This is a genomic window from Bradyrhizobium sp. 195, assembly GCF_023101665.1.
Lineage (GTDB): Bacteria > Pseudomonadota > Alphaproteobacteria > Rhizobiales > Xanthobacteraceae > Bradyrhizobium.
The window spans coordinates 2,585,156-2,602,922 of record NZ_CP082161.1 but is presented as its reverse complement, the minus strand read 5'-3'; the positions used below and the strand labels follow the sequence as shown (position 1 = coordinate 2,602,922).

The following is a 17,767-nucleotide window of genomic DNA, read 5'->3' as shown; positions in this document are numbered from 1 at the left end:
ACGCCAAAAGCCCGTTTCCTGTGAGGCCGACCTGATGAGCACGCTTCTCCTTTCCCACAAGGCCTGCCTCGACCATGTCACGCCGCCGGGACATCCTGAGAGGCCGGATCGTCTTCGCGCCGTGGAAGAAGCGCTGTCTCATGAGCGCTTCCAGTTTCTGGTGCGCGACCAGGCGCCGGAAGGCGATCTCGATCTCGTCACGCTGTGCCACAACGAGCATTACGTCACCGAGCTGCGCCACATCGCACCGTCCAGCGGACAGGTCTATATCGACGGCGACACCTCGATGTCGCCGGGCACGTGGGAGGCGGTGATGCGCGGCGTCGGCGGCGCGGTCGCGGCGACCGAAGCGGTGATGGCGGGCGAGCATCGCAACGCCTTCGTCGCGGTGCGCCCGCCCGGACATCACGCCGAGATCGGCAAGCCGATGGGCTTCTGCTTCTTCGACAATGTCGCCATCGCCGCGCGCCATGCACAGCGCAAATACGGCATCACGCGCGCGGCCATCGTCGATTTCGACGTGCATCACGGCAACGGCACGCAGGACATCTTCTGGTCGGACCCGACCGTGATGTACTGCTCGACGCACCAGATGCCGCTGTTTCCGGGCACGGGCGCGAAAAGCGAACGCGGCGATCACGACACCATCGTCAACGCGCCGCTCGCTTCCGAAGATGGCGGGCCGGAATTCCGTTCAGCGTTCGAGAATCTGATCCTGCCGCAACTCGAGAAATTCAGCCCCGAACTCGTGGTCATCTCCGCCGGCTTCGATGCGCATTATCGCGATCCGCTGGCTTCGCTGAATTTGCGCGCGGAGGATTATGCCTGGGTGACGCGCAAGCTGATGGATCTCGCGGACAAGTCCGCAGGCGGCCGCGTTGTTTCGGTGCTCGAGGGCGGCTATGACCTGCAAGGACTGAAAGAATCTGTTACGGCGCATGTCGGCGCCCTGATGGGTGCCTGACGACGCCCGCCACATTAAGCCCGCAAAACCCGCTTTCACTGCCAGGAAAGCGAATCGGGCAATCGGAAACGGATATGGCCGAAAACACCCAAATCGACGTGACCAGGCTCACCTTCGAGCGCGCGATCGAGGAACTCGAGACGATCGTGAAGCGGCTCGAAGACGGCAAGGTGCCGCTCGAGGAATCCGTGACGATCTACGAGCGCGGCGAGGCGTTGAAGCGCCGCTGCGAGGAATTGCTGCGCCAGGCCGAGGCCCGCGTCGACAAGATCACCACCGATGCCAGCGGGCAGGCCACCGGCACTGCGCCGCTCGACGTGCAGTGAGCCGAGGCTTTCCCACACACCCACCCTCCTCACGCGTTTGGCCCTATGACACGGCAATGAAAGCGTAGCGGGCCGAGTTTTTCACGATCGCAGGGCGCCGTCCCACGAGACAAGACGGTTCCATCGGCGGGCGCCACTGCTCGCCACTGGGCAATAGGCGGCTCCGGGACCGAAAAAGATCCGATTCGCGTCGAAAAAGCCGCCCGGGAACCAGCCAAGCCGGGAACCCCTCGCCGCGGACCACAGTTAACTACTCTGGCCCGCCGGTTGCATCTGCATACCCCTAATCGACCCTGCGGGTTGGCTTTGGCCCAAGCTTTGGTGTAAAGCTGCGCGGAGTGTGGCTTTTTGTAAGCCTTGCGTGGGCGCTGATTACCGACGACAAGTGCTTCAATCTGCTAGTGAAATTGGCTGGGACGGACGAAGCCGATCTAAGTGACAGGGATCACAGAGACTGAACCGGAGCGCACTTAAGCTCACCTAAGCTTGAAGACGGGGCCTTGCCCCATGCAGGTGGCTCCGACGGTTAGGACTCGCGCTGCGCCGATATTGTGCAAACCCATCGCGCGCCGGAACGATCTTCCGGCGCTGACAAATTGGAAATCGCCGTGAACGCATACAGTAAGACGCCGCTTCTCGACACCATCCGGACGCCAGACGATTTGCGCAAGCTCAAGATCGAGCAGGTTCGCCAGGTCGCCGACGAGTTGCGGCAGGAGACCATCGATGCCGTCTCGGTGACCGGCGGTCACTTCGGCGCGGGCCTCGGCGTGGTCGAGCTCACCACCGCGATCCATTACGTCTTCGACACGCCGCGCGACCGGCTGATCTGGGACGTCGGCCACCAGGCCTATCCGCACAAGATCCTCACCGGCCGGCGCGACCGCATTCGCACGTTGCGCACCGGCGGCGGCCTGTCCGGTTTCACCAAGCGCAGCGAGAGCGACTACGATCCGTTCGGCGCGGCGCATTCCTCCACCTCGATCTCCGCCGGCCTCGGCATGGCCGTGGCGCGCGACCTCTCCGGCGGCAAGAACAACGTTATCGCCGTCATCGGTGATGGTGCGATGTCGGCCGGCATGGCCTATGAGGCCATGAACAACGCGGGTGCGATGAACTCGCGCCTGATCGTCATCCTCAACGACAACGACATGTCGATCGCGCCGCCGGTCGGCGCGATGAGCGCCTATCTGTCGCGCCTCTACTCCGGCAAGACGTATCGCACGCTGCGCGATGCGGCCAAGCAGATCAACAAGCGCCTGCCCAAGATCATCGCCAACCGCGCCAATCGCGTCGAGGAATATTCCCGCGGCTTCATGATGGACGGCGGCACGCTGTTCGAGGAACTCGGCTTCTACTATGTCGGCCCGATCGACGGCCACAATCTCGACCATCTGCTGCCCGTGCTGAAGAACGTCCGCGACATGGAGACCGGCCCGATCCTGGTCCACGTCGTGACCCAGAAGGGCAAGGGCTACGGCCCGGCCGAAGCGTCCGCCGACAAGTACCATGCGGTCGTCAAGTTCGACGTCGCGACCGGCACGCAAGCCAAGGCCAAGCCGAATGCGCCGGCCTATCAGAACGTGTTCGGCCAGAGCCTCGTCAAGGAAGCCGAGAAGGACGACAAGATCGTCGCCATTACCGCGGCGATGCCGTCCGGCACCGGCGTCGACATCTTCAACAAGGCCTTCCCCGATCGCACCTTCGACGTCGGCATCGCCGAGCAGCACGCGGTCACCTTTGCCGCCGGTCTTGCGAGCGAAGGCTACAAGCCGTTCTGCGCGATCTACTCGACCTTCCTGCAGCGCGGCTACGACCAGATCGTTCACGACGTCGCGATTCAGAACCTGCCCGTCCGCTTCGCCATCGACCGCGCCGGCCTCGTCGGCGCCGACGGTGCGACCCATGCCGGCTCGTTCGACAACGCCTTTCTCGGCTGTCTGCCGAACATGGTGATCATGGCGGCGGCCGATGAGGCCGAGCTCGTGCACATGGTGGCGACCCAGGTCGCGATCGACGACCGTCCGAGCTCGCTGCGCTATCCGCGCGGCGAAGGTCGCGGCATCGAGATGCCGGAGGTCGGCATTCCGCTCGAGGTCGGCAAGGGCCGCATGATCCGTCAGGGCAGCAAGATCGCCCTGCTCTCCTTCGGCACGCGCCTCGCCGAATGCGAGAAGGCGGCCGACGAGCTCGCGGCCCACGGCCTGTCGACCACGATCGCCGATGCCCGCTTCATGAAGCCGCTGGACACCGAGCTGGTGCTCAAGCTTGCCCGCGACCACGAGATCCTGATCACGATCGAGGAAGGCTCGGTCGGCGGCTTCGGCTCCCATGTCGCGCAGTACCTGACCGATCAGGGCGTGCTCGACACCGGCATGGTCAAGTTCCGCTCGATGGTGCTGCCCGACGTGTTCCAGGACCACGACACGCCGGCCGCGATGTACGGCCGCGCCGGTCTCGACGCCAAGGGCATCGTCGCCAAGGTGTTCGAGGCGCTCGGCAAGGACGTCAAGGCCGAGACGGTCAAGCTGGCCTGATTGGTTTCACCTCTCCCGCTTGCGGGAGAGCGTAGGCCGCCTCCGGCGGCCGTCCTCTAGGAACGCCGGGGCGATGCCCCGGCTATCGCGCAGCGTCGGGTGAGGGCTTTCTCTTCTTGAGGGTCCTTGCTCGCGGAGACACCCTCTCCCCGGCCTTCCCCCCGCAGGCGGGCGAGGCAGCAGAGCTCGCGCGGCGACTCGCATCTCGATCCAAATTTTCGGGCATTCGCTTCGCAAAATGTCGGCCGCGTCAGCCGCTTCATGGACCGTACCTCCGAGGCAGACGGCAGAGGTCGACACGCAGGGCCTGACGTTCGAGGCTTGCGTCCGGATGGCGGCCGCGCGATTGATCGCTACATGAGCCCATCAATCGTCCCAAGAAGTGTCACATGAGAGCGTGATGTCCCCTGCCCGCAAGCGCGCAGATATATTGCTGGTCGAGCGCGGCCTGTTCGAGAGCCGGGCGCGGGCGCGCGCGGCGATCGAGGCTGGCCTCGTCACGGCCGACGACAAGCAGGTTTCAAAACCGTCGGAGACGATTGCCGAGGATGCGGTGATCCAGGCCGAGCCTGCGCACCCCTACGTCTCCCGTGGCGGCGTCAAGCTCGCCGGCGCGCTGGAGCGCTACCCGATCGAAATCGAGGATCATGTCTGCCTCGATGTCGGCGCGTCCACCGGCGGCTTCACCGAGGTGCTGCTGGCGAACGGCGCAAGCCTGGTGTTCGCAATCGATGTCGGCACCAGCCAGCTGCATCCCTCGCTGCGGGATCATCCCAAGATCGTGTCGATGGAGGAGACCGACATCCGCAGCTATGACGGCAAGCGGCTGCCGGCGCGGCCCGATGTCGTCGTCATCGACGTCAGCTTCATCTCGCTCAAGACGGTGCTGCCGGTCGCTCTTTCCCTCGCCGCCGCGCCGATGAGCCTGCTGGCGCTGATCAAGCCGCAGTTCGAGGCTGATAGGAAGCACAACAAGAAGGGCATCGTCCGCGACGCCGCCGTGCACAAGGAGATCTGCGACGACATCGCCGCCTTTGCCGCTTCGCTCGGCTGCGCCGCCATCGAGATATTTCCGTCCTCGATTGCGGGCGGCGACGGCAACATCGAATTCTTCCTGGGTGCGCGCCGTGGTTGAACGTCTCACGATTGATCACGTTGGCCATCGCGGCGACGGCGTCTCGATGGCGACGGGCGAAGCGATCTATGTGCCCTACACGCTTGGCGGCGAGACCGTCGAGGTCGATCACGTCGCGGGCCACCATCCCGACCGCCGCAAGCTGCTCGCGGTGGATGTGGCAAGCTCCGAGCGCGTCGAGCCGTTCTGTCCGCATTTCGGCGTCTGCGGCGGCTGCGCCATCCAGCACTGGGCGGCTGAGTCCTATCACGCCTGGAAGCGCGGCATCGTGGTCGAAACACTGGCGCAGGCCGGCATCGATTGCGACGTGGCGCCGCTGGTCGATGCTCACGGCGCCGGGCGCAGGCGCATCACCCTGCACGGCCGCTTCGGCACGCATGACATCCTCAAGGTCGGTTTCTCCGCGACGAGCTCGCACGACGTCATTCCAATTGATCGCTGCCCCATCCTCGATCCCGCGCTCGACGGCGCGCTCGATGCCGCCTGGGCGCTCGCCGAGCCGCTGACATCCAGGATGCCGGTGACCAAGCCGCTCGACATCCAGGTCACCGCCACCGCCAATGGCCTCGACGTCGACGTGCGCGGCTCCGGCCCGCTGCCGACGGCGCTCGTCACGGCACTCTCGCGCGTCGCCGAACTGCACCGCCTGGCGCGGCTGACGCGGCATGGCGAGTTGGTGCTGCAACGCTTGCCGCCAACGGTGAAGATGGGCCGCGCCGAGGTGACGCTACCGCCGGGCTCATTCCTGCAGGCGACGGTGGCGGGCGAAGAGACGCTCGCCGCGCTTATCGCGGAACGCATCGGCAAGGCCAAGGAAGTTCTCGACCTTTTCTGCGGTGTCGGCCCGTTCGCTCTGCGGCTCGCGGAGAAGGCCCGCGTCACCGCCTATGACAACGACGCCGGTGCGATTGCGGCCCTCGCGAAAGCCGCGCGCACGCCGGGCCTGAAGCCGATCAAGTGCGAGCCGCGCGATCTGTTTCGCCGCCCCCTGGTGCTGCCGGAGCTGCGCGATTTCGATGCCGTCGTGTTCGACCCGCCGCGCCAGGGCGCGCAGGCGCAGGCGTTGAAGCTCGCCGCGAGCAAAGTGCCGGTGGTGATCGCGGTGTCCTGCAACGTCGCGACATTTGCCCGCGACGCGCGACTGCTGATCGACGGCGGCTATCGATTGGAGGCGGTGGTGCCTGTCGACCAGTTCCGCCACACGCCGCATGTGGAGCTGGTGGCGCGGTTTAGCCGTTGACGTCGGATCGTTACGCCGACGGCTCGAATTGCGGCTGCCATCGCAGCAGGTAGGACTGCAGCGAGCGCACCGCGATCGCGAGCAGGATGCCGACGAACATCATGACGAAGACGGCGACCATCATCTCGCTGGCATTGGCCCGCGCCTCGGCCTCGATGATGAGTTTGCCGAGGCCGCGTTCGGCGCCGATGAATTCGCCGACGATGACGCCGATCAGCGCAAAAGACACCGCCGGCAGGAGCGAAGCGAACACCCAGGCGAGCGCGGACGGGATCACGACGGTCCGCAGCACCGTGAATTCGCTGGCGCCGAGCAGACGGGCGGCGGCGATCTGGTCGCGGTCGACCGCACGTGTTCCCTCGAAGGTGTTGAAGAACACCACGAAGAAGACAACGAGCCAGGCCGTCGCGATCTTGGAGAGGTCGCCGAGGCCGAAGATCAGGATGACGAGCGGCACCAGCGCAATGCGCGGTATCGAGTTGAGCGCCACGATGTAGGGTCCGAACACCCGGGCAAGGAAATCCGAACGGCCGAGAATCAGGCCGGCCGCGATGCCGCTTGCCGAGCCAAACAGAAAGCCCCACCAGGTGTTCTTCAGCGTGACAAGCGTGGCAAGCCACAGATTGTTGTCGTTGCCCTTGAGACAGGTGGCGAAGCCGCCCGCGTCAGCGAAGCAACCAAGCCGCAAAAAACTCTGCCAGATCAGCGACGGCTTGGCGACGAAATAGGGATCGAGGATCTTCGGCACGTAGGCCTTTGGCAGCAGCGCCTTGCTCCATTCAAAACCCCACTGCCAGACGACGAGAACGGCTGCAAGAATGGCCAGTTGCCAGAACAGGATAGCGGTGCGGCTGTGGGACATGGTCAGTCGGCCCTGGTGCGGCGGAATTCTTCGCCGAGGGAATGCCAGATGTGCGAATAGAGGCGGCCGAATTCAGCGGTTTCGCGCACCGCTACGGGATCGCGCGGACGCGGGATGGCGACGTCGAAGTCTTCCTTGAGACGCCCAGGCCGCGCCGAGAGCAGGATGATGCGGCTCGCCAGTGTCAAGGCTTCGCCGAGATCGTGCGTCACGAACAGCACGGTCTGCCGCTCGCGCTCCCAGATCTCCAGCAACGTCTTGTGCATCTCCAGCTTGGTGTGGGTGTCGAGCGCGCCGAACGGCTCGTCCATCAGCAGGATCTCGGGCTCGAGGATCAGCGTGCGCATCAAGGCGACGCGCTGGCGCATGCCGCCGGACAGCATGCGGGGAAAGCTCTGCGCAAAGCCCGAGAGCCCAGCCTTCGCGACCGCCGAAGCGACGCGCCCGGCGCGTTCGGTCTTCGGCAGTCCCGCGATCTCCAGCCCATAGCCGATGTTCTGCTCCACGGTTCGCCAGGGAAACAGCGTATCGCGCTGGAAGACATAACCAACCCTGGGGTTGACCTTGCCGGTCTCGACCGTGTCCTCGTCGATCAGGATGCGTCCGCCCGAGCGCGGCAACAGCCCCGCGACCATGTTGAGAATGGTGCTCTTGCCGCAGCCGGATGGACCGAGCAGCGCAACGAACTCGCCCTGCTTGACCTCGAAGGAGACGTCATCCACCGCCACGAACTCGCGGCCCGACGCGTTGAAGCGCTTGGCAAGACCCTGCACGGCAATGCGGATGCGCGCTGCCGCTGCTTGATCCTCGCCGCGCGCGAGCGCAAGGCCCTGGCCTGGCGCGGCGATCATTTGTATTTCGCCCTGGCCGCCTGGAGGAAGCTCATGTCGACGACATCCTCGTATCTGGTCTCGGGAATATCCGTGCCCTTGCGGTACCAGGGCTTGGCGCCGCGTTCGAACGCGGGCTTGTCGATGACACCGTCATAGGCCCAGGTCGACTTGTCGAAGCCGAGTTCGGCACTGACCGCGTCGGGATCTATCCCTGAGAAATATTTCGGCGTGACCAGCGCCTGCACCTCCGCGAGCGGCGTTGCCTTCACGAAGGCCATCGCGCGGTAGATCGCGTTGACATAGGCCTGCACCATCGCCTTGTCCTGCTCGACCGTGTCCTTGAGCGTGTAGATCACCAGCACGGGCAGCGTCCCGCCGAAATCCTTCTCGAACACGCCGGCTTTCGACGTGTCGTAGATCGTCTTGCCAAAACCCTTCTTCTCGACCTCGACGATCCAGCTCGGCGGCGCCATGATGGCGTCGAACTGCTTGGTCTGGAGCGAAGGGAACATCGTGTTGGGCCCGCCGCCCGCGACCCAGTTCACCTTGCTGCCGAGGCCGCGCGCTTCGAACACATAGGTGCCGAACACCCAGGTGCCGGACCCGATCGCGGTCGCCGCGACGATCGGCTTGGCACCATCGGGGCGCTTGTAGTCGGCGAGCTTCTCGACCGAATTGATGCCGCTGTCGTGGAGGTCCTGTCGGACCATGATATTGGCGTAGGAGCACACCATCTCGGTCGCGAGCAGGATCTTGCAGGGCTTGCCGCGCGCACCGAGCTGGAGCGGATGGCTGGCATCACCATGGGCGAACAGCGCCTGCCCTCCTGCCAGCGTCTGGCGACCGAATGTGCCGGCATTGCCGGTGACGAGCTTGGAATCGAGTCCTTCGTCCTTGAAGTAACCCTTCAGCTCCGCGATCATGCCGATGGCGTAGACCGGCGATACCGGACCGAAGGCGAGCGAGACCTGCTTGGTCTCGGCGCGCAGCTGCCCCGGCAGCAGCGATGCGCCGGCCCATGCGGAGCCCGCGATCAGCGTCTGGCGCCTGGTAATGCTCATGTGTTCCTCCTCCCTTGGTTCTTGTTCGCTAGCGCCGATCGATCAGGACGGCGCGAGCTTGATCGTCCCAGCTTGTCGCAGCGCTTCGATCTCATTCGGGGACATGCCGATCTCGCTCAGGATCTGGCCGCTGTGCTCGCCGATCCCGGGTGGATCGTAGCGATTGGGCAGGCGCCTTCCGTCCATGGAAATCGGCAACAGCGGCGTCTTGGCCTGGCCGCCGTCCGGAAGCCGAATATCGGTCAAGCCCCCCGACTGGTTGAGATGCGGATCGTCGAAGAGATCGCCGGGCTTGTTCACCGGCGCATAGGGCAGATCGAGCTGCTCGAGACGCGCGGCAAGATCGGCCTTGTCCCATTGCCTGAAGATGTTCGCGATCTCGGGGATCAGCCAGCTGCGATGATCGACGCGGTCGTTGCTCGTCGCAAAGCGCGGATCGACGAGCCAGGCTTCGCGATCGAAGGCACGACAGAACGCCTCCCATTGCTCTTCACCGACGATGGTGACGAACAGCTTCGAGCCGTCTTTTGTGTCGAAGAGATCGTAGACCGGCCACGGGCTGTCCTTGATCGAATACGGGATCGACGGCTGCCCACTGACCACCTCGCACATCATGGCCTGCGCCATCAGGAACACGTTGTTCTCGTACAACGCACTCTGGATGTAGCGACCCCTGCCGGTCCGCTGCCGCTCGGCGAGCGCCGCCTGGATCGCGATCACGCCGAACATACCGCCCATGACGTCGTTGACAGAGGCCCCGGCACGCATCGGCCGATCGGGCAAGCCGGTCATGTAAGCAAGGCCACCCATCATCTGCACGACCTCGTCGAGCGCGAGGCGATTCTCGTACGGCCCGGGCAGATAGCCCTTGAGCGAGCAGTAGATCAGGCGTGGTGCGAAGGCGGCGACGCTCTCGTAGTCGAGACCGATCCGCTTCAGCAGGCCCGGCCGGAAGTTCTCGATCAGGACGTCGCTGTTCTCGATCAGCCTGCGTGCGACGTCCTGGCCTTCCGCGGTCGACGTATCCAGCGCGATGCTGCGCTTGTTGCGGCTATAGGTGGCGAAGAAGCCGGCGGCGGACCCCTTGAAATAACGGGTGCGGTCGCCCTTGGGCGGCTCGACCTTGATCACGTCGGCGCCGAGATCGGCGAGGATCAAGCCGCAACTCGGCCCCATCACCATCTGGCTGAACTCGACGACACGAATGCCGGCGAGCGGACGAAGCTCCGAGGCCGTCCCGCGCTCTGCCGCCGTCATGCCGCCCTCCGCAAAACCTTGGGAATGCCGGCCTCGTGCAGATGCCCCGTCAAATGTTTTGCCGGGATATGGCGGGCGAGAATCTCGCGCGTTTGCATCAGGTGGTCGAGGTCGATGCCGGTGGAAAGTCCCATCCGCTCCAGCATGAACACGAGATCCTCGGTGACGATGTTGCCGCGCGCACCGGGAGCAAAGGGGCAGCCGCCAAGGCCGGACACCGCGGCGTCGAAACGGCGGATGTCCGCTTCGAGGCCGGCGACGGCATTGGCAAGGCCTGCGCCGAGCGTGTCGTGCAGATGCAGCCGCAGAGTCATTTGCGATCCGATCTCGCGCCGCACGGCCGTGACGATCTGCCCGATCGATTTGGGCGTCGCATAACCGACGGTGTCGGCAAGCCCGATCTCGTCGGCGCGAGCTTCGGCAAAAGCGCGTGCCACACGGCACACGGCCGCTTCACTCACCTCACCTTCCAGCGAGCAGCCGAAGGAGGTGGAGATCGCACCCATCAATTGCGGCCGCTGGCCCACGGGCCGGGCGTCGATCGCGGCGCGAACCGCGCGAAATCCTTCGATCTGCTCGTCGACCGAGCGGCGCACATTGGCTTGGTTGTGCGTCTCGCTCGCCGAGATAACGAAATAAACGGCGTTGACGCCTGCGGCGATGGCGCGCTCGGCACCCTTCACGTTCGGCACCAGCGCGCCGATGGTTGCCGACTTGTGCGTGAGCGCATGCGCCATCACCGCGTCGACGTCGGCGAATTGCGGCACGACCTTTGGCGGCACGAACGATCCGGCATCGATCTCGCGCACGCCGGCAGCGGCGATCGTGTCGATCAGCGCGCATTTGGCTTCAGTCGGAATGAAGATGTCCAGGTTCTGGAGCCCATCGCGGGGGGCAACCTCGCAAATGTGGACATCGGGCGCGTGCGCCATCGGGCTCTCTCCCTGGGTCGATTGTATATTGTTGCGTAAAAGAACAATCCGTGGGACAATCTGTCAAGCCCCAAAAATTGCGTGCACTGCAATGAGCGCATCCGACAGTTCCCGACAACGCAGCGACAAGAACGGTTCCGAACGCGCCGAACACCTTGCCGGGCTGATCATGGCGCTCGCCCGGCGCGAAGGCATGAAAACCGGAGACCGCCTGATCGAACAAAGGCTTGCGGATGCGCTAGACCTTTCGCGCGCGCCGATCCGGCTCGGCCTGAAGGCGCTGGAAGCAGCGGGGCTGGCGCGGGGCGAGCCGCATCGCGGTTTTGTGCTGGCCAAGAATCCCACCAGCGGCGCTGCCCAACCGGCGCTCGCGGCGGTCAGGCGCAACGAGCAGGTTTATGCGACCATCGCAGGCGACGTGCTCGCGAGCCGGTTGCCGGCTGACGTCACCGAGGCGGAGCTGATGCGCCGCTATGGCGTCACTCGGGCCGAGTTACAGCGACTACTGGATCGGATCGCTGCCGAGGGCTGGATCGCGCGCCTGCCGGGTTATGGGTGGCGCTTTGCGGAGACGGTCTCGAGTCCCGAAGCTCAAACGCAGGCCAAGGCGTTTCGCGCGGTGATCGAGCCGGCGGCAATCGCGCAGCCGGGCTTTGCGCTGCCGCAGGAGGTGATCGTACGCCTGCGCGAGCACCAACAACGCGTCTTCGAAGGCGAGCTCGAAAAGATGACGATCGGCGAAATCTTTCACTCCGGCTGCGAATTCCATGAAGAAATCATCCGTGGCGCCGGCAATCCCTTCTTCCTCGAAGCGCTCAGGCGCGTGAACTCGATCAGACGCCTGTTCGCCTATCGCAGCTTCGCCGATCGTGACGGCATGCGACGGCACGTGCGCGAACATTTGCGCCTGCTCGACGTTCTGGAGACGCGGCGTTACTCCGAGGCGGCGGAACTGATGGCCAGGCACCTGCAACGCCCGCTGGTGGCCGGCTTGTCGTGATGCTCGCTGACTGCGAAGTCGCGCGGTAACGGCTCAGGAAACAAGCTTGTGCTCTACGGGCGTGGCCGCGCTTGTTGCCGATCGCCGCGACAAATCGCACCGGATCGCGGCCGGCCGCGCCTGTTGCGACCTCACTCGGACTCGGCGAACGGCGTCCCGATATCGTGATGCGTTTCGGAACCGGCCCAAACCTGCCGAAATCGCGGCGGCGTCCGCCGAAGTTGGTGATGCGATCCTAACGCCGGAGGCCGCTCAAGGCCGGCGACTCGCCGGGCAGCATCGAGGAGTTGATGTCGCTGTCCATGCGTCCCGATTGCTGCTGGATAAAACCGGCACCGAACGACAGGCTGAGATTGGAGGTCGGCTTGAATTCGACTCCCGCAAACGCGCCATAGCCGGGCGCGGCGCTGGAGGTCAGCGGCGCGAGTGAGCTGCCGATACCGCCGTCGTATCTCAGCGTGTTGAAGCCGGCAAAGAACGTGACAGGCATGCCGCCCGAGGTTTTGGTGTTGTAACCAAACGCCGTGCTATCATAGGAGAGCGCGCTGAAATTGCCGGCCGATCCCGCCTGGTTGAAGCCGCTCAAACCCATATTGGCGCGTTGGCTACCGACGAAGAAACCATTCGCCGAGCTGCGCCAATCCGCATCGCTGGCATTGAAGCTGGTGAAGTTGCCGTAGGTATCGGAGCTCTGGCCGGCACCGCCACTGAGGCCGAAAGGCCCGCCCGGAATCCAATACCTCAGCGGCGCGACCTGCGCATGAACCGGCGCTCCGGTCAGGCAGAGTACGGCGAACAGAGTTGCAAGGACGCGTGAAGAAGCGAAGCTCGACATTCCAGGCTACCGTCAAAGATCTCGCAGGCTACCGTCAAAATCCAGCAAATCATACTCTCCGGATGTCGCAAATGCCAGCAGAGCCGGCGACGGTTATTGCTTCAGTTCCGGCCTGCAGGTCTTGCACAGGTTGCGCGGCAACATAAGCTGCCGGCCGGACAAGGCGGCACGAGTCCGCCGCTGTTGATTGATCCGCTGCCGAGAGGGGCGGCAGTTTGAAAATATGGAGAACGCGGTGACATCCGACAATCCCGTCGTATACGAACGTGTCGACAACATCGCCCGCATCACGCTGCGCCGCCCGCCCGTCAACGCGCTGAGCCTCGAGGTGATCCGCGCGGTGGTCGCGGCGCTCCGCCGCGCGGCCGACGATCCGGATGCCCGCGTGGTCGTGTTGGCGAGTGCGATCCCTAACCGCTTTTCGGCGGGCCTCGATCTCGACATCCTGCTGGGCAGGCCCGGCGCCGAGATCCGCAAATTTCTCCAGGCGCTTTATATCGACCTCTACGATGCTCAGTACGGGCTGGGAAAGCCGTCAATCGCCGCGGTCGGTGGTGCGGCGCGGGGCGGCGGCATGACCATGGCAGTGTCCTGCGACGTCGTGCTGGCGGCCGAGAGCGCGACGTTCGGCTATCCCGAGATCGACGTCGGCGTCATCCCCGCGATCCACTACGCGCATCTGCCGCGCATCGTCGGACGCCATCGTGCCTTCGAGCTGCTGTTCACCGGCCGGGTCTTCAGCGCCATGGAAGCGCGCGAGCTCGGCGTCATCAACCGCGTCGTCGGTGACGCCGAGCTCGAGGCGGAGGTGCTGAAGCTTGCGGCGCAGTTCTCCGCCAAATCGGCCGCGGTGCTCCGGATGGGCCGCGCCGCCTTCATGCGCCAGATCGATCTCGACTATCGACGCAGCATTGCAAGCGCCGTGGACGATTTCTGCAACGTCGCGACGTCGGATGAGGCGCAGGAGGGCTTGCGGGCGTTCGTGGAGAAGCGGCCGCCGAAATGGTGAGGACGGCAGCGCTCAGGCGGTTCGGTCGAGAGTAGACGATGTATCGGCCGGTGGATATTTCGTCACCGGCACCATGAAGGATTTCGTGCCGACCTGGTAGATGACCTTGCCGTTCTGTCCGTCATCGGTCGCGATCTGCGCCTGCCCGAACATGATGACGTTCTTGTAGACGGTGCCGGTGCCCTGGCGGGTGACGCCGTCAGTGGTGACACTGACCTGGGCTTCCTTGCCGTTGACCGAGAGCACCTTGAAGCTCGCGCTCTTGCCGTTGTCGCTGGAGTATCCGCCCCAGCTTCCCATGAGGCGGCTGTCGGAAGGCGGCGGCGCCTGCTTCTCGAGATTGGCGGTCTGCTTGCCAGCGCCGCCCGCCGAGAACAGCAGCACCATGTTCTTGCCGTCCTTGGTGCCGACCGTGACCCCGCCGAAGGTGATCAGCGCGCCGCTGACCTCGGCAAAACCCCGCTCGGTCTGCCCATTATGGGTGTACTCGACCTGCGCCCGGGCACCGCGGATGTTGACGACCTTGAAGCTGACGGGCTGGTTGTTGCCCACCCAATTGCCCTTCCATTCACCGACCAGCCTGCTCTGGTGAAACACCCGCTCGTTGGCGGGCGAAATCTGGCTGGTGCTCGAGGTGACGATGGCCATTGGATTGCTCGGTGGACGGGTTCGATGAACCCGCTCTCGTTCGCGCGTCCGACAGCAAAGTCAAACAGCGGTCGGAAACGAACTGAAACAACCTGATTAGGGCCATGTGCCGGTTAACGAGCGGTTAAATTCAACCTCCGGACGAGATGAGGCGAAAGGTCCCAACTGCGCTATCAGCGGCCCCAGCGGTCCGACCAGATTTTCTCGCCGATCAGGCAATTGACGCGCGGCTCCTTGTCCGCAACGCGCATCGTGGGGCGCTCCGGCGTGCGGCCGGCGACCTCCATCAGCAGCTTGGTGCGGATCGCTTCCTTGAACTTGTCGCGATCCTTGATCGTGATGACGAAGGAGCCGGGACCGCCGATGACGCAGTCTTCGTAGTAGAAATCGAGATTGTCGATATCCATGGTCGAATAGGACGGCTCCTTGACCATGATCGGGAGGCCGTTGATGACGACGCCCTTCTCCAGCGCGGCGTCGCGCGCCACCGTGACCGGGCCGCCATTGTTGTTGGGGCCGTCGCCGGAAATGTCGATCACGCGGCGCAAGCCCCGATAGGGATCCTCGTCAAACAGCGGCATCGCGAAAGTGATCGCGCCGGAGATCGAGGTGCGCGAGGCGCGCCGGATCGGCGTCTTCATGATCTCGGCGGCGACCGCATCCGCCGTCTCCGGGCCATCGACCAGCCGCCAGGGAATGATGATCTTCTGGTCGCTCGAGGCGGCCCACTCGAAATAGGTCACCGCGATCCGGCCGTTCGGACCGAGCTTCAGAGCCTGGAGGAACTCCTTCGACTGGATCGCCTGCGCATAGCCCTCACGCTGGATCGCGAGCTCGTCCATGTCCATGGAATAGGACACGTCAACCGCGAGGATCAGCTCGACGTCGACCGTCTGCGCGTCTCTGTCGCCCGCCAGCCGCTGCGGCTGATGTTTGGGCGGTTCGAATTTTGGCCCTGGTGCCGCGACGCCCGCGACGTCCCCTCCGGCAAACATGCCGGCAACCAACACAGCCCCGATCGAGAACAGCAAGCGCATCGCAGCCTCCCGTCGTATGACGCGATGGTGACATGCAATCGCCTTGCCGCAAAGCGCGAAGATCGCTTGTGCTTCACATTCAAGTTAAGGATCGCAAGTTAAGGATCTGCGAGTTAAGGATCTGCGAGTGAAGGATAGCGAGCCGGGGATCTGCACGCCTTGCGCAAAGCTGCCGCCGTGTTGCCACGCTCGCGCCGCTGGACACGCCCGGTCGCTCGCATCATCGGGCTCATGATGCGCGAAGCCTGACCGCGGGACAGAGCGCCCCGCCCACTTGTCCGAAGCGATTTCCGTGCTAGGTTGGCCGCACAGATGGGGATGGAGTCCCCCGATAACCGCCCGGCGGTCGATGACCGTGTGGGCTGATGACTCCTGCTTGAGGAGGGGCAATCTTTGAGCCTCTGCCTTCGGCGGGAGCATGGACAAACCCGCCAATGGCGGGTTTTTTGTTGTCTGGTGCAAAGGCGAAGGCGTGACGACGACGACACCGAATGCCGAGCGTGCGGGGCTGCCCAGGGGAATCTGGGTGCTCGGCTTCGTCTCGATGCTGATGGACATCTCCTCCGAGATGATCCACGCGCTGCTGCCGATCTATCTCGTCACCGTGCTCGGCGCTTCGACGCTCTCCGTCGGCTTCATCGAGGGCATTGCGGAGGCGACGGCCTCGATCACCAAGATCTTTTCCGGCGCATTGTCCGACTGGCTCGGCCGCCGCAAGCTGCTCGCAGCGCTCGGCTACGGACTTGCCGCGCTGACAAAACCGCTGTTCCCGCTCGCACCCAGCGTCGGATGGCTGGTGGCGGCGCGCTTCGTCGACCGCATCGGCAAGGGCATTCGCGGAGCGCCGCGCGATGCGCTGATCGCCGATATCGCTCCCGTCGGCCTGCGCGGGGCGAGCTTTGGCCTGCGGCAATCGCTCGACACCATCGGCGCCTTCATCGGGCCGCTCGTGGCAATCGCCCTGATGTGGTGGACGGCGGACAATTTTACGATCGTGTTCTGGGTGGCGGTGCTGCCGGCCTTCTTGTCCTTTGGCTTGATTGCGTTCGCGGTGAGCGAGCCGGAGCCGGACCCGAGCCGCGAGCCTGCAAAGAATCCGCTCAATCTCGCCGCAATGCGGCAGCTCGGAGCGATCTATTGGCGCGTTGTGGCCGTCGGCGTCGTCTTCACGCTGGCGCGCTTCAGCGAGGCCTTCCTGATCCTGCGCGCACAAAACATCGGGCTCAACGCGATGTGGGTGCCTGCGGTGCTGGTACTGATGAACATCGTCTACGCCTTGTCGGCCTATCCGGCCGGCGTGCTTTCGGACCGGATCAACAGGACTGGCCTGCTCGCGCTCGGGCTCGTCTGCCTCGCTGGCGCCGATCTGGCGCTGGCGCTGCTGCCGAGCCTTGGCGGCCTCGCCCTCGGCGTCGCGCTGTGGGGGCTGCACATGGGACTGACGCAGGGCCTGCTCTCGGCGCTCGTCGCCGACGCCGCGCCGCCGAGCCTGCGCGGCACCGCGTTCGGCTATTTCAACCTGTTCACCGGCCTTGCCTTGCTGGCCGCGAGCGTGATCGCGGGCGCGCTGTGGGACGCCTATGGTCCGGCCGGAACGTTCCTTGCGGGGCTCGGCTTCGCGCTGGTCTCGCTCGTGGGACTATTGACCGTTGGCAAGGGTCTGGCAGCGGAGGAAAAATGAGATGGGAGGTCTTTCATCGTGCTGAGCGGAGTGTTCGCAATCATGGTCGGCAGCGTGCTCGGCGGCTGCGCCCGTTATTTCGTCTCCGGTGCGATCGCGCGGCGGCTGGGCGAAACGTTTCCATGGGGCACCATGACCATCAACGTCACCGGCGCCTTCCTGATCGGCATTTTCGGCGCTCTGGCGACCCATCCCGGCTCGGCCTTCGCCACGCCCAATCCATGGCTGTTCGCAGTGACCGGTTTTCTCGGCTGCTACACCACGGTGTCCTCGTTCAGCCTGCAAACGCTGACTCTCGTGCGTAGCGGCGAGCCGATGCATGCGCTCGGCAATATCCTGTTCTCGGTCGGACTGAGCTTGGCCGCCGTCAGTTGCGGCTTCCTCCTTGCGGACAGCGTGGGAGGCTAGAG

At 64.6% G+C, this 17,767-nt stretch carries 17 protein-coding genes and 1 riboswitch; of the genes, 9 read left to right on the top strand and 8 right to left on the bottom strand.

Annotation, left to right across the window (positions count from 1 at the left end; genetic code table 11):
- Positions 1-34 precede the first annotated feature (34 nt).
- From IVB26_RS12115 to IVB26_RS12095, 5 genes are all read left to right on the top strand, one after another.
- A complete protein-coding gene (locus IVB26_RS12115) occupies positions 35-964 on the top strand; it encodes a histone deacetylase family protein (RefSeq protein ID WP_247971863.1) in 930 nt (309 codons plus the stop codon).
- A 74-nt stretch (positions 965-1,038) separates the two neighbouring features.
- Positions 1,039-1,290, top strand: a complete 252-nt coding sequence (locus tag IVB26_RS12110; RefSeq protein ID WP_247971862.1) for an exodeoxyribonuclease VII small subunit — start codon at positions 1,039-1,041, stop codon at positions 1,288-1,290.
- Positions 1,291-1,898: 608 nt separating this feature from the next.
- The gene (dxs, locus tag IVB26_RS12105; protein WP_247971861.1) at positions 1,899-3,827 is read left to right on the top strand and encodes a 1-deoxy-D-xylulose-5-phosphate synthase; all 1,929 of its coding nucleotides are present in this window, start codon (positions 1,899-1,901) and stop codon (positions 3,825-3,827) included.
- A gap of 400 nt (positions 3,828-4,227) precedes the next feature.
- Entirely contained in the window at positions 4,228-4,962 is a 735-nt protein-coding gene (locus tag IVB26_RS12100) for a TlyA family RNA methyltransferase (RefSeq protein WP_247971860.1), read from the top strand.
- On the top strand, positions 4,955-6,202 hold the full coding sequence (locus IVB26_RS12095) for a class I SAM-dependent RNA methyltransferase (RefSeq protein WP_247971859.1): 1,248 nt from the start codon (positions 4,955-4,957) through the stop codon (positions 6,200-6,202). Before IVB26_RS12100 ends, IVB26_RS12095 begins: the two co-directional genes overlap by 8 nt.
- Positions 6,203-6,212: 10 nt before the next feature.
- Here the strand turns inward: IVB26_RS12095 and IVB26_RS12090 are convergent, their stop codons facing one another.
- From IVB26_RS12090 to IVB26_RS12070, 5 genes are read right to left on the bottom strand one after another with little or no spacing between them, the layout of a single operon-like run.
- Positions 6,213-7,064 carry an ABC transporter permease gene (locus IVB26_RS12090; RefSeq protein ID WP_247971858.1) on the bottom strand — a complete coding sequence of 284 codons (852 nt, stop codon included), beginning with the start codon at positions 7,062-7,064 and terminating at the stop codon, positions 6,213-6,215.
- Positions 7,065-7,066: 2 nt separating this feature from the next.
- Positions 7,067-7,915 (bottom strand): ABC transporter ATP-binding protein, encoded by an 849-nt coding sequence (locus IVB26_RS12085; RefSeq protein ID WP_247971857.1) that lies wholly within the window; start codon positions 7,913-7,915, stop codon positions 7,067-7,069.
- The gene (locus tag IVB26_RS12080) at positions 7,912-8,958 is read right to left on the bottom strand and encodes an ABC transporter substrate-binding protein (RefSeq protein WP_247971856.1); all 1,047 of its coding nucleotides are present in this window, start codon (positions 8,956-8,958) and stop codon (positions 7,912-7,914) included. The genes IVB26_RS12085 and IVB26_RS12080 overlap by 4 nt, the downstream gene beginning before the upstream one ends.
- Before the next feature lie 42 nt (positions 8,959-9,000).
- A complete protein-coding gene (locus tag IVB26_RS12075) occupies positions 9,001-10,215 on the bottom strand; it encodes a CaiB/BaiF CoA transferase family protein (RefSeq protein ID WP_247971855.1) in 1,215 nt (404 codons plus the stop codon).
- Positions 10,212-11,147: a hydroxymethylglutaryl-CoA lyase gene (locus IVB26_RS12070; RefSeq protein WP_247971854.1), complete on the bottom strand. Its 936-nt coding sequence runs from the start codon at positions 11,145-11,147 to the stop codon at positions 10,212-10,214. Before IVB26_RS12070 ends, IVB26_RS12075 begins: the two co-directional genes overlap by 4 nt.
- 91 nt (positions 11,148-11,238) lie before the next feature.
- Here IVB26_RS12070 and IVB26_RS12065 point away from each other — a divergent pair, with 91 nt between their 5' ends.
- The gene (locus IVB26_RS12065; RefSeq protein ID WP_247971853.1) at positions 11,239-12,147 is read left to right on the top strand and encodes a GntR family transcriptional regulator; all 909 of its coding nucleotides are present in this window, start codon (positions 11,239-11,241) and stop codon (positions 12,145-12,147) included.
- Between the two features lie 235 nt (positions 12,148-12,382).
- Here IVB26_RS12065 and IVB26_RS12060 read toward each other — a convergent pair whose 3' ends face one another.
- Entirely contained in the window at positions 12,383-12,982 is a 600-nt protein-coding gene (locus IVB26_RS12060) for a hypothetical protein (RefSeq protein WP_247971852.1), read from the bottom strand.
- A 235-nt stretch (positions 12,983-13,217) separates the two neighbouring features.
- Here IVB26_RS12060 and IVB26_RS12055 point away from each other — a divergent pair, with 235 nt between their 5' ends.
- The gene (locus IVB26_RS12055; protein ID WP_247971851.1) at positions 13,218-13,991 is read left to right on the top strand and encodes an enoyl-CoA hydratase/isomerase family protein; all 774 of its coding nucleotides are present in this window, start codon (positions 13,218-13,220) and stop codon (positions 13,989-13,991) included.
- A 12-nt stretch (positions 13,992-14,003) separates the two neighbouring features.
- On the opposite strand, the gene IVB26_RS12050 is transcribed toward IVB26_RS12055, so the two are convergent.
- Both IVB26_RS12050 and IVB26_RS12045 read right to left on the bottom strand, forming a co-directional pair.
- Positions 14,004-14,639 (bottom strand): hypothetical protein, encoded by a 636-nt coding sequence (locus IVB26_RS12050; RefSeq protein ID WP_247971850.1) that lies wholly within the window; start codon positions 14,637-14,639, stop codon positions 14,004-14,006.
- Positions 14,640-14,812: 173 nt separating this feature from the next.
- Complete coding sequence (locus IVB26_RS12045; protein WP_247325864.1) at positions 14,813-15,676, bottom strand: DUF1194 domain-containing protein; 864 nt, start codon at positions 15,674-15,676, stop codon at positions 14,813-14,815.
- A 305-nt stretch (positions 15,677-15,981) separates the two neighbouring features.
- Positions 15,982-16,058: riboswitch (Fluoride riboswitch) on the top strand.
- Between the two features lie 36 nt (positions 16,059-16,094).
- Here IVB26_RS12045 and IVB26_RS12040 point away from each other — a divergent pair.
- A complete protein-coding gene (locus tag IVB26_RS12040; RefSeq protein ID WP_247971849.1) occupies positions 16,095-17,357 on the top strand; it encodes an MFS transporter in 1,263 nt (420 codons plus the stop codon).
- Between the two features lie 18 nt (positions 17,358-17,375).
- Entirely contained in the window at positions 17,376-17,765 is a 390-nt protein-coding gene (gene crcB / locus IVB26_RS12035; protein ID WP_247971848.1) for a fluoride efflux transporter CrcB, read from the top strand.
- The last annotated feature ends 2 nt before the right edge of the window (positions 17,766-17,767 follow it).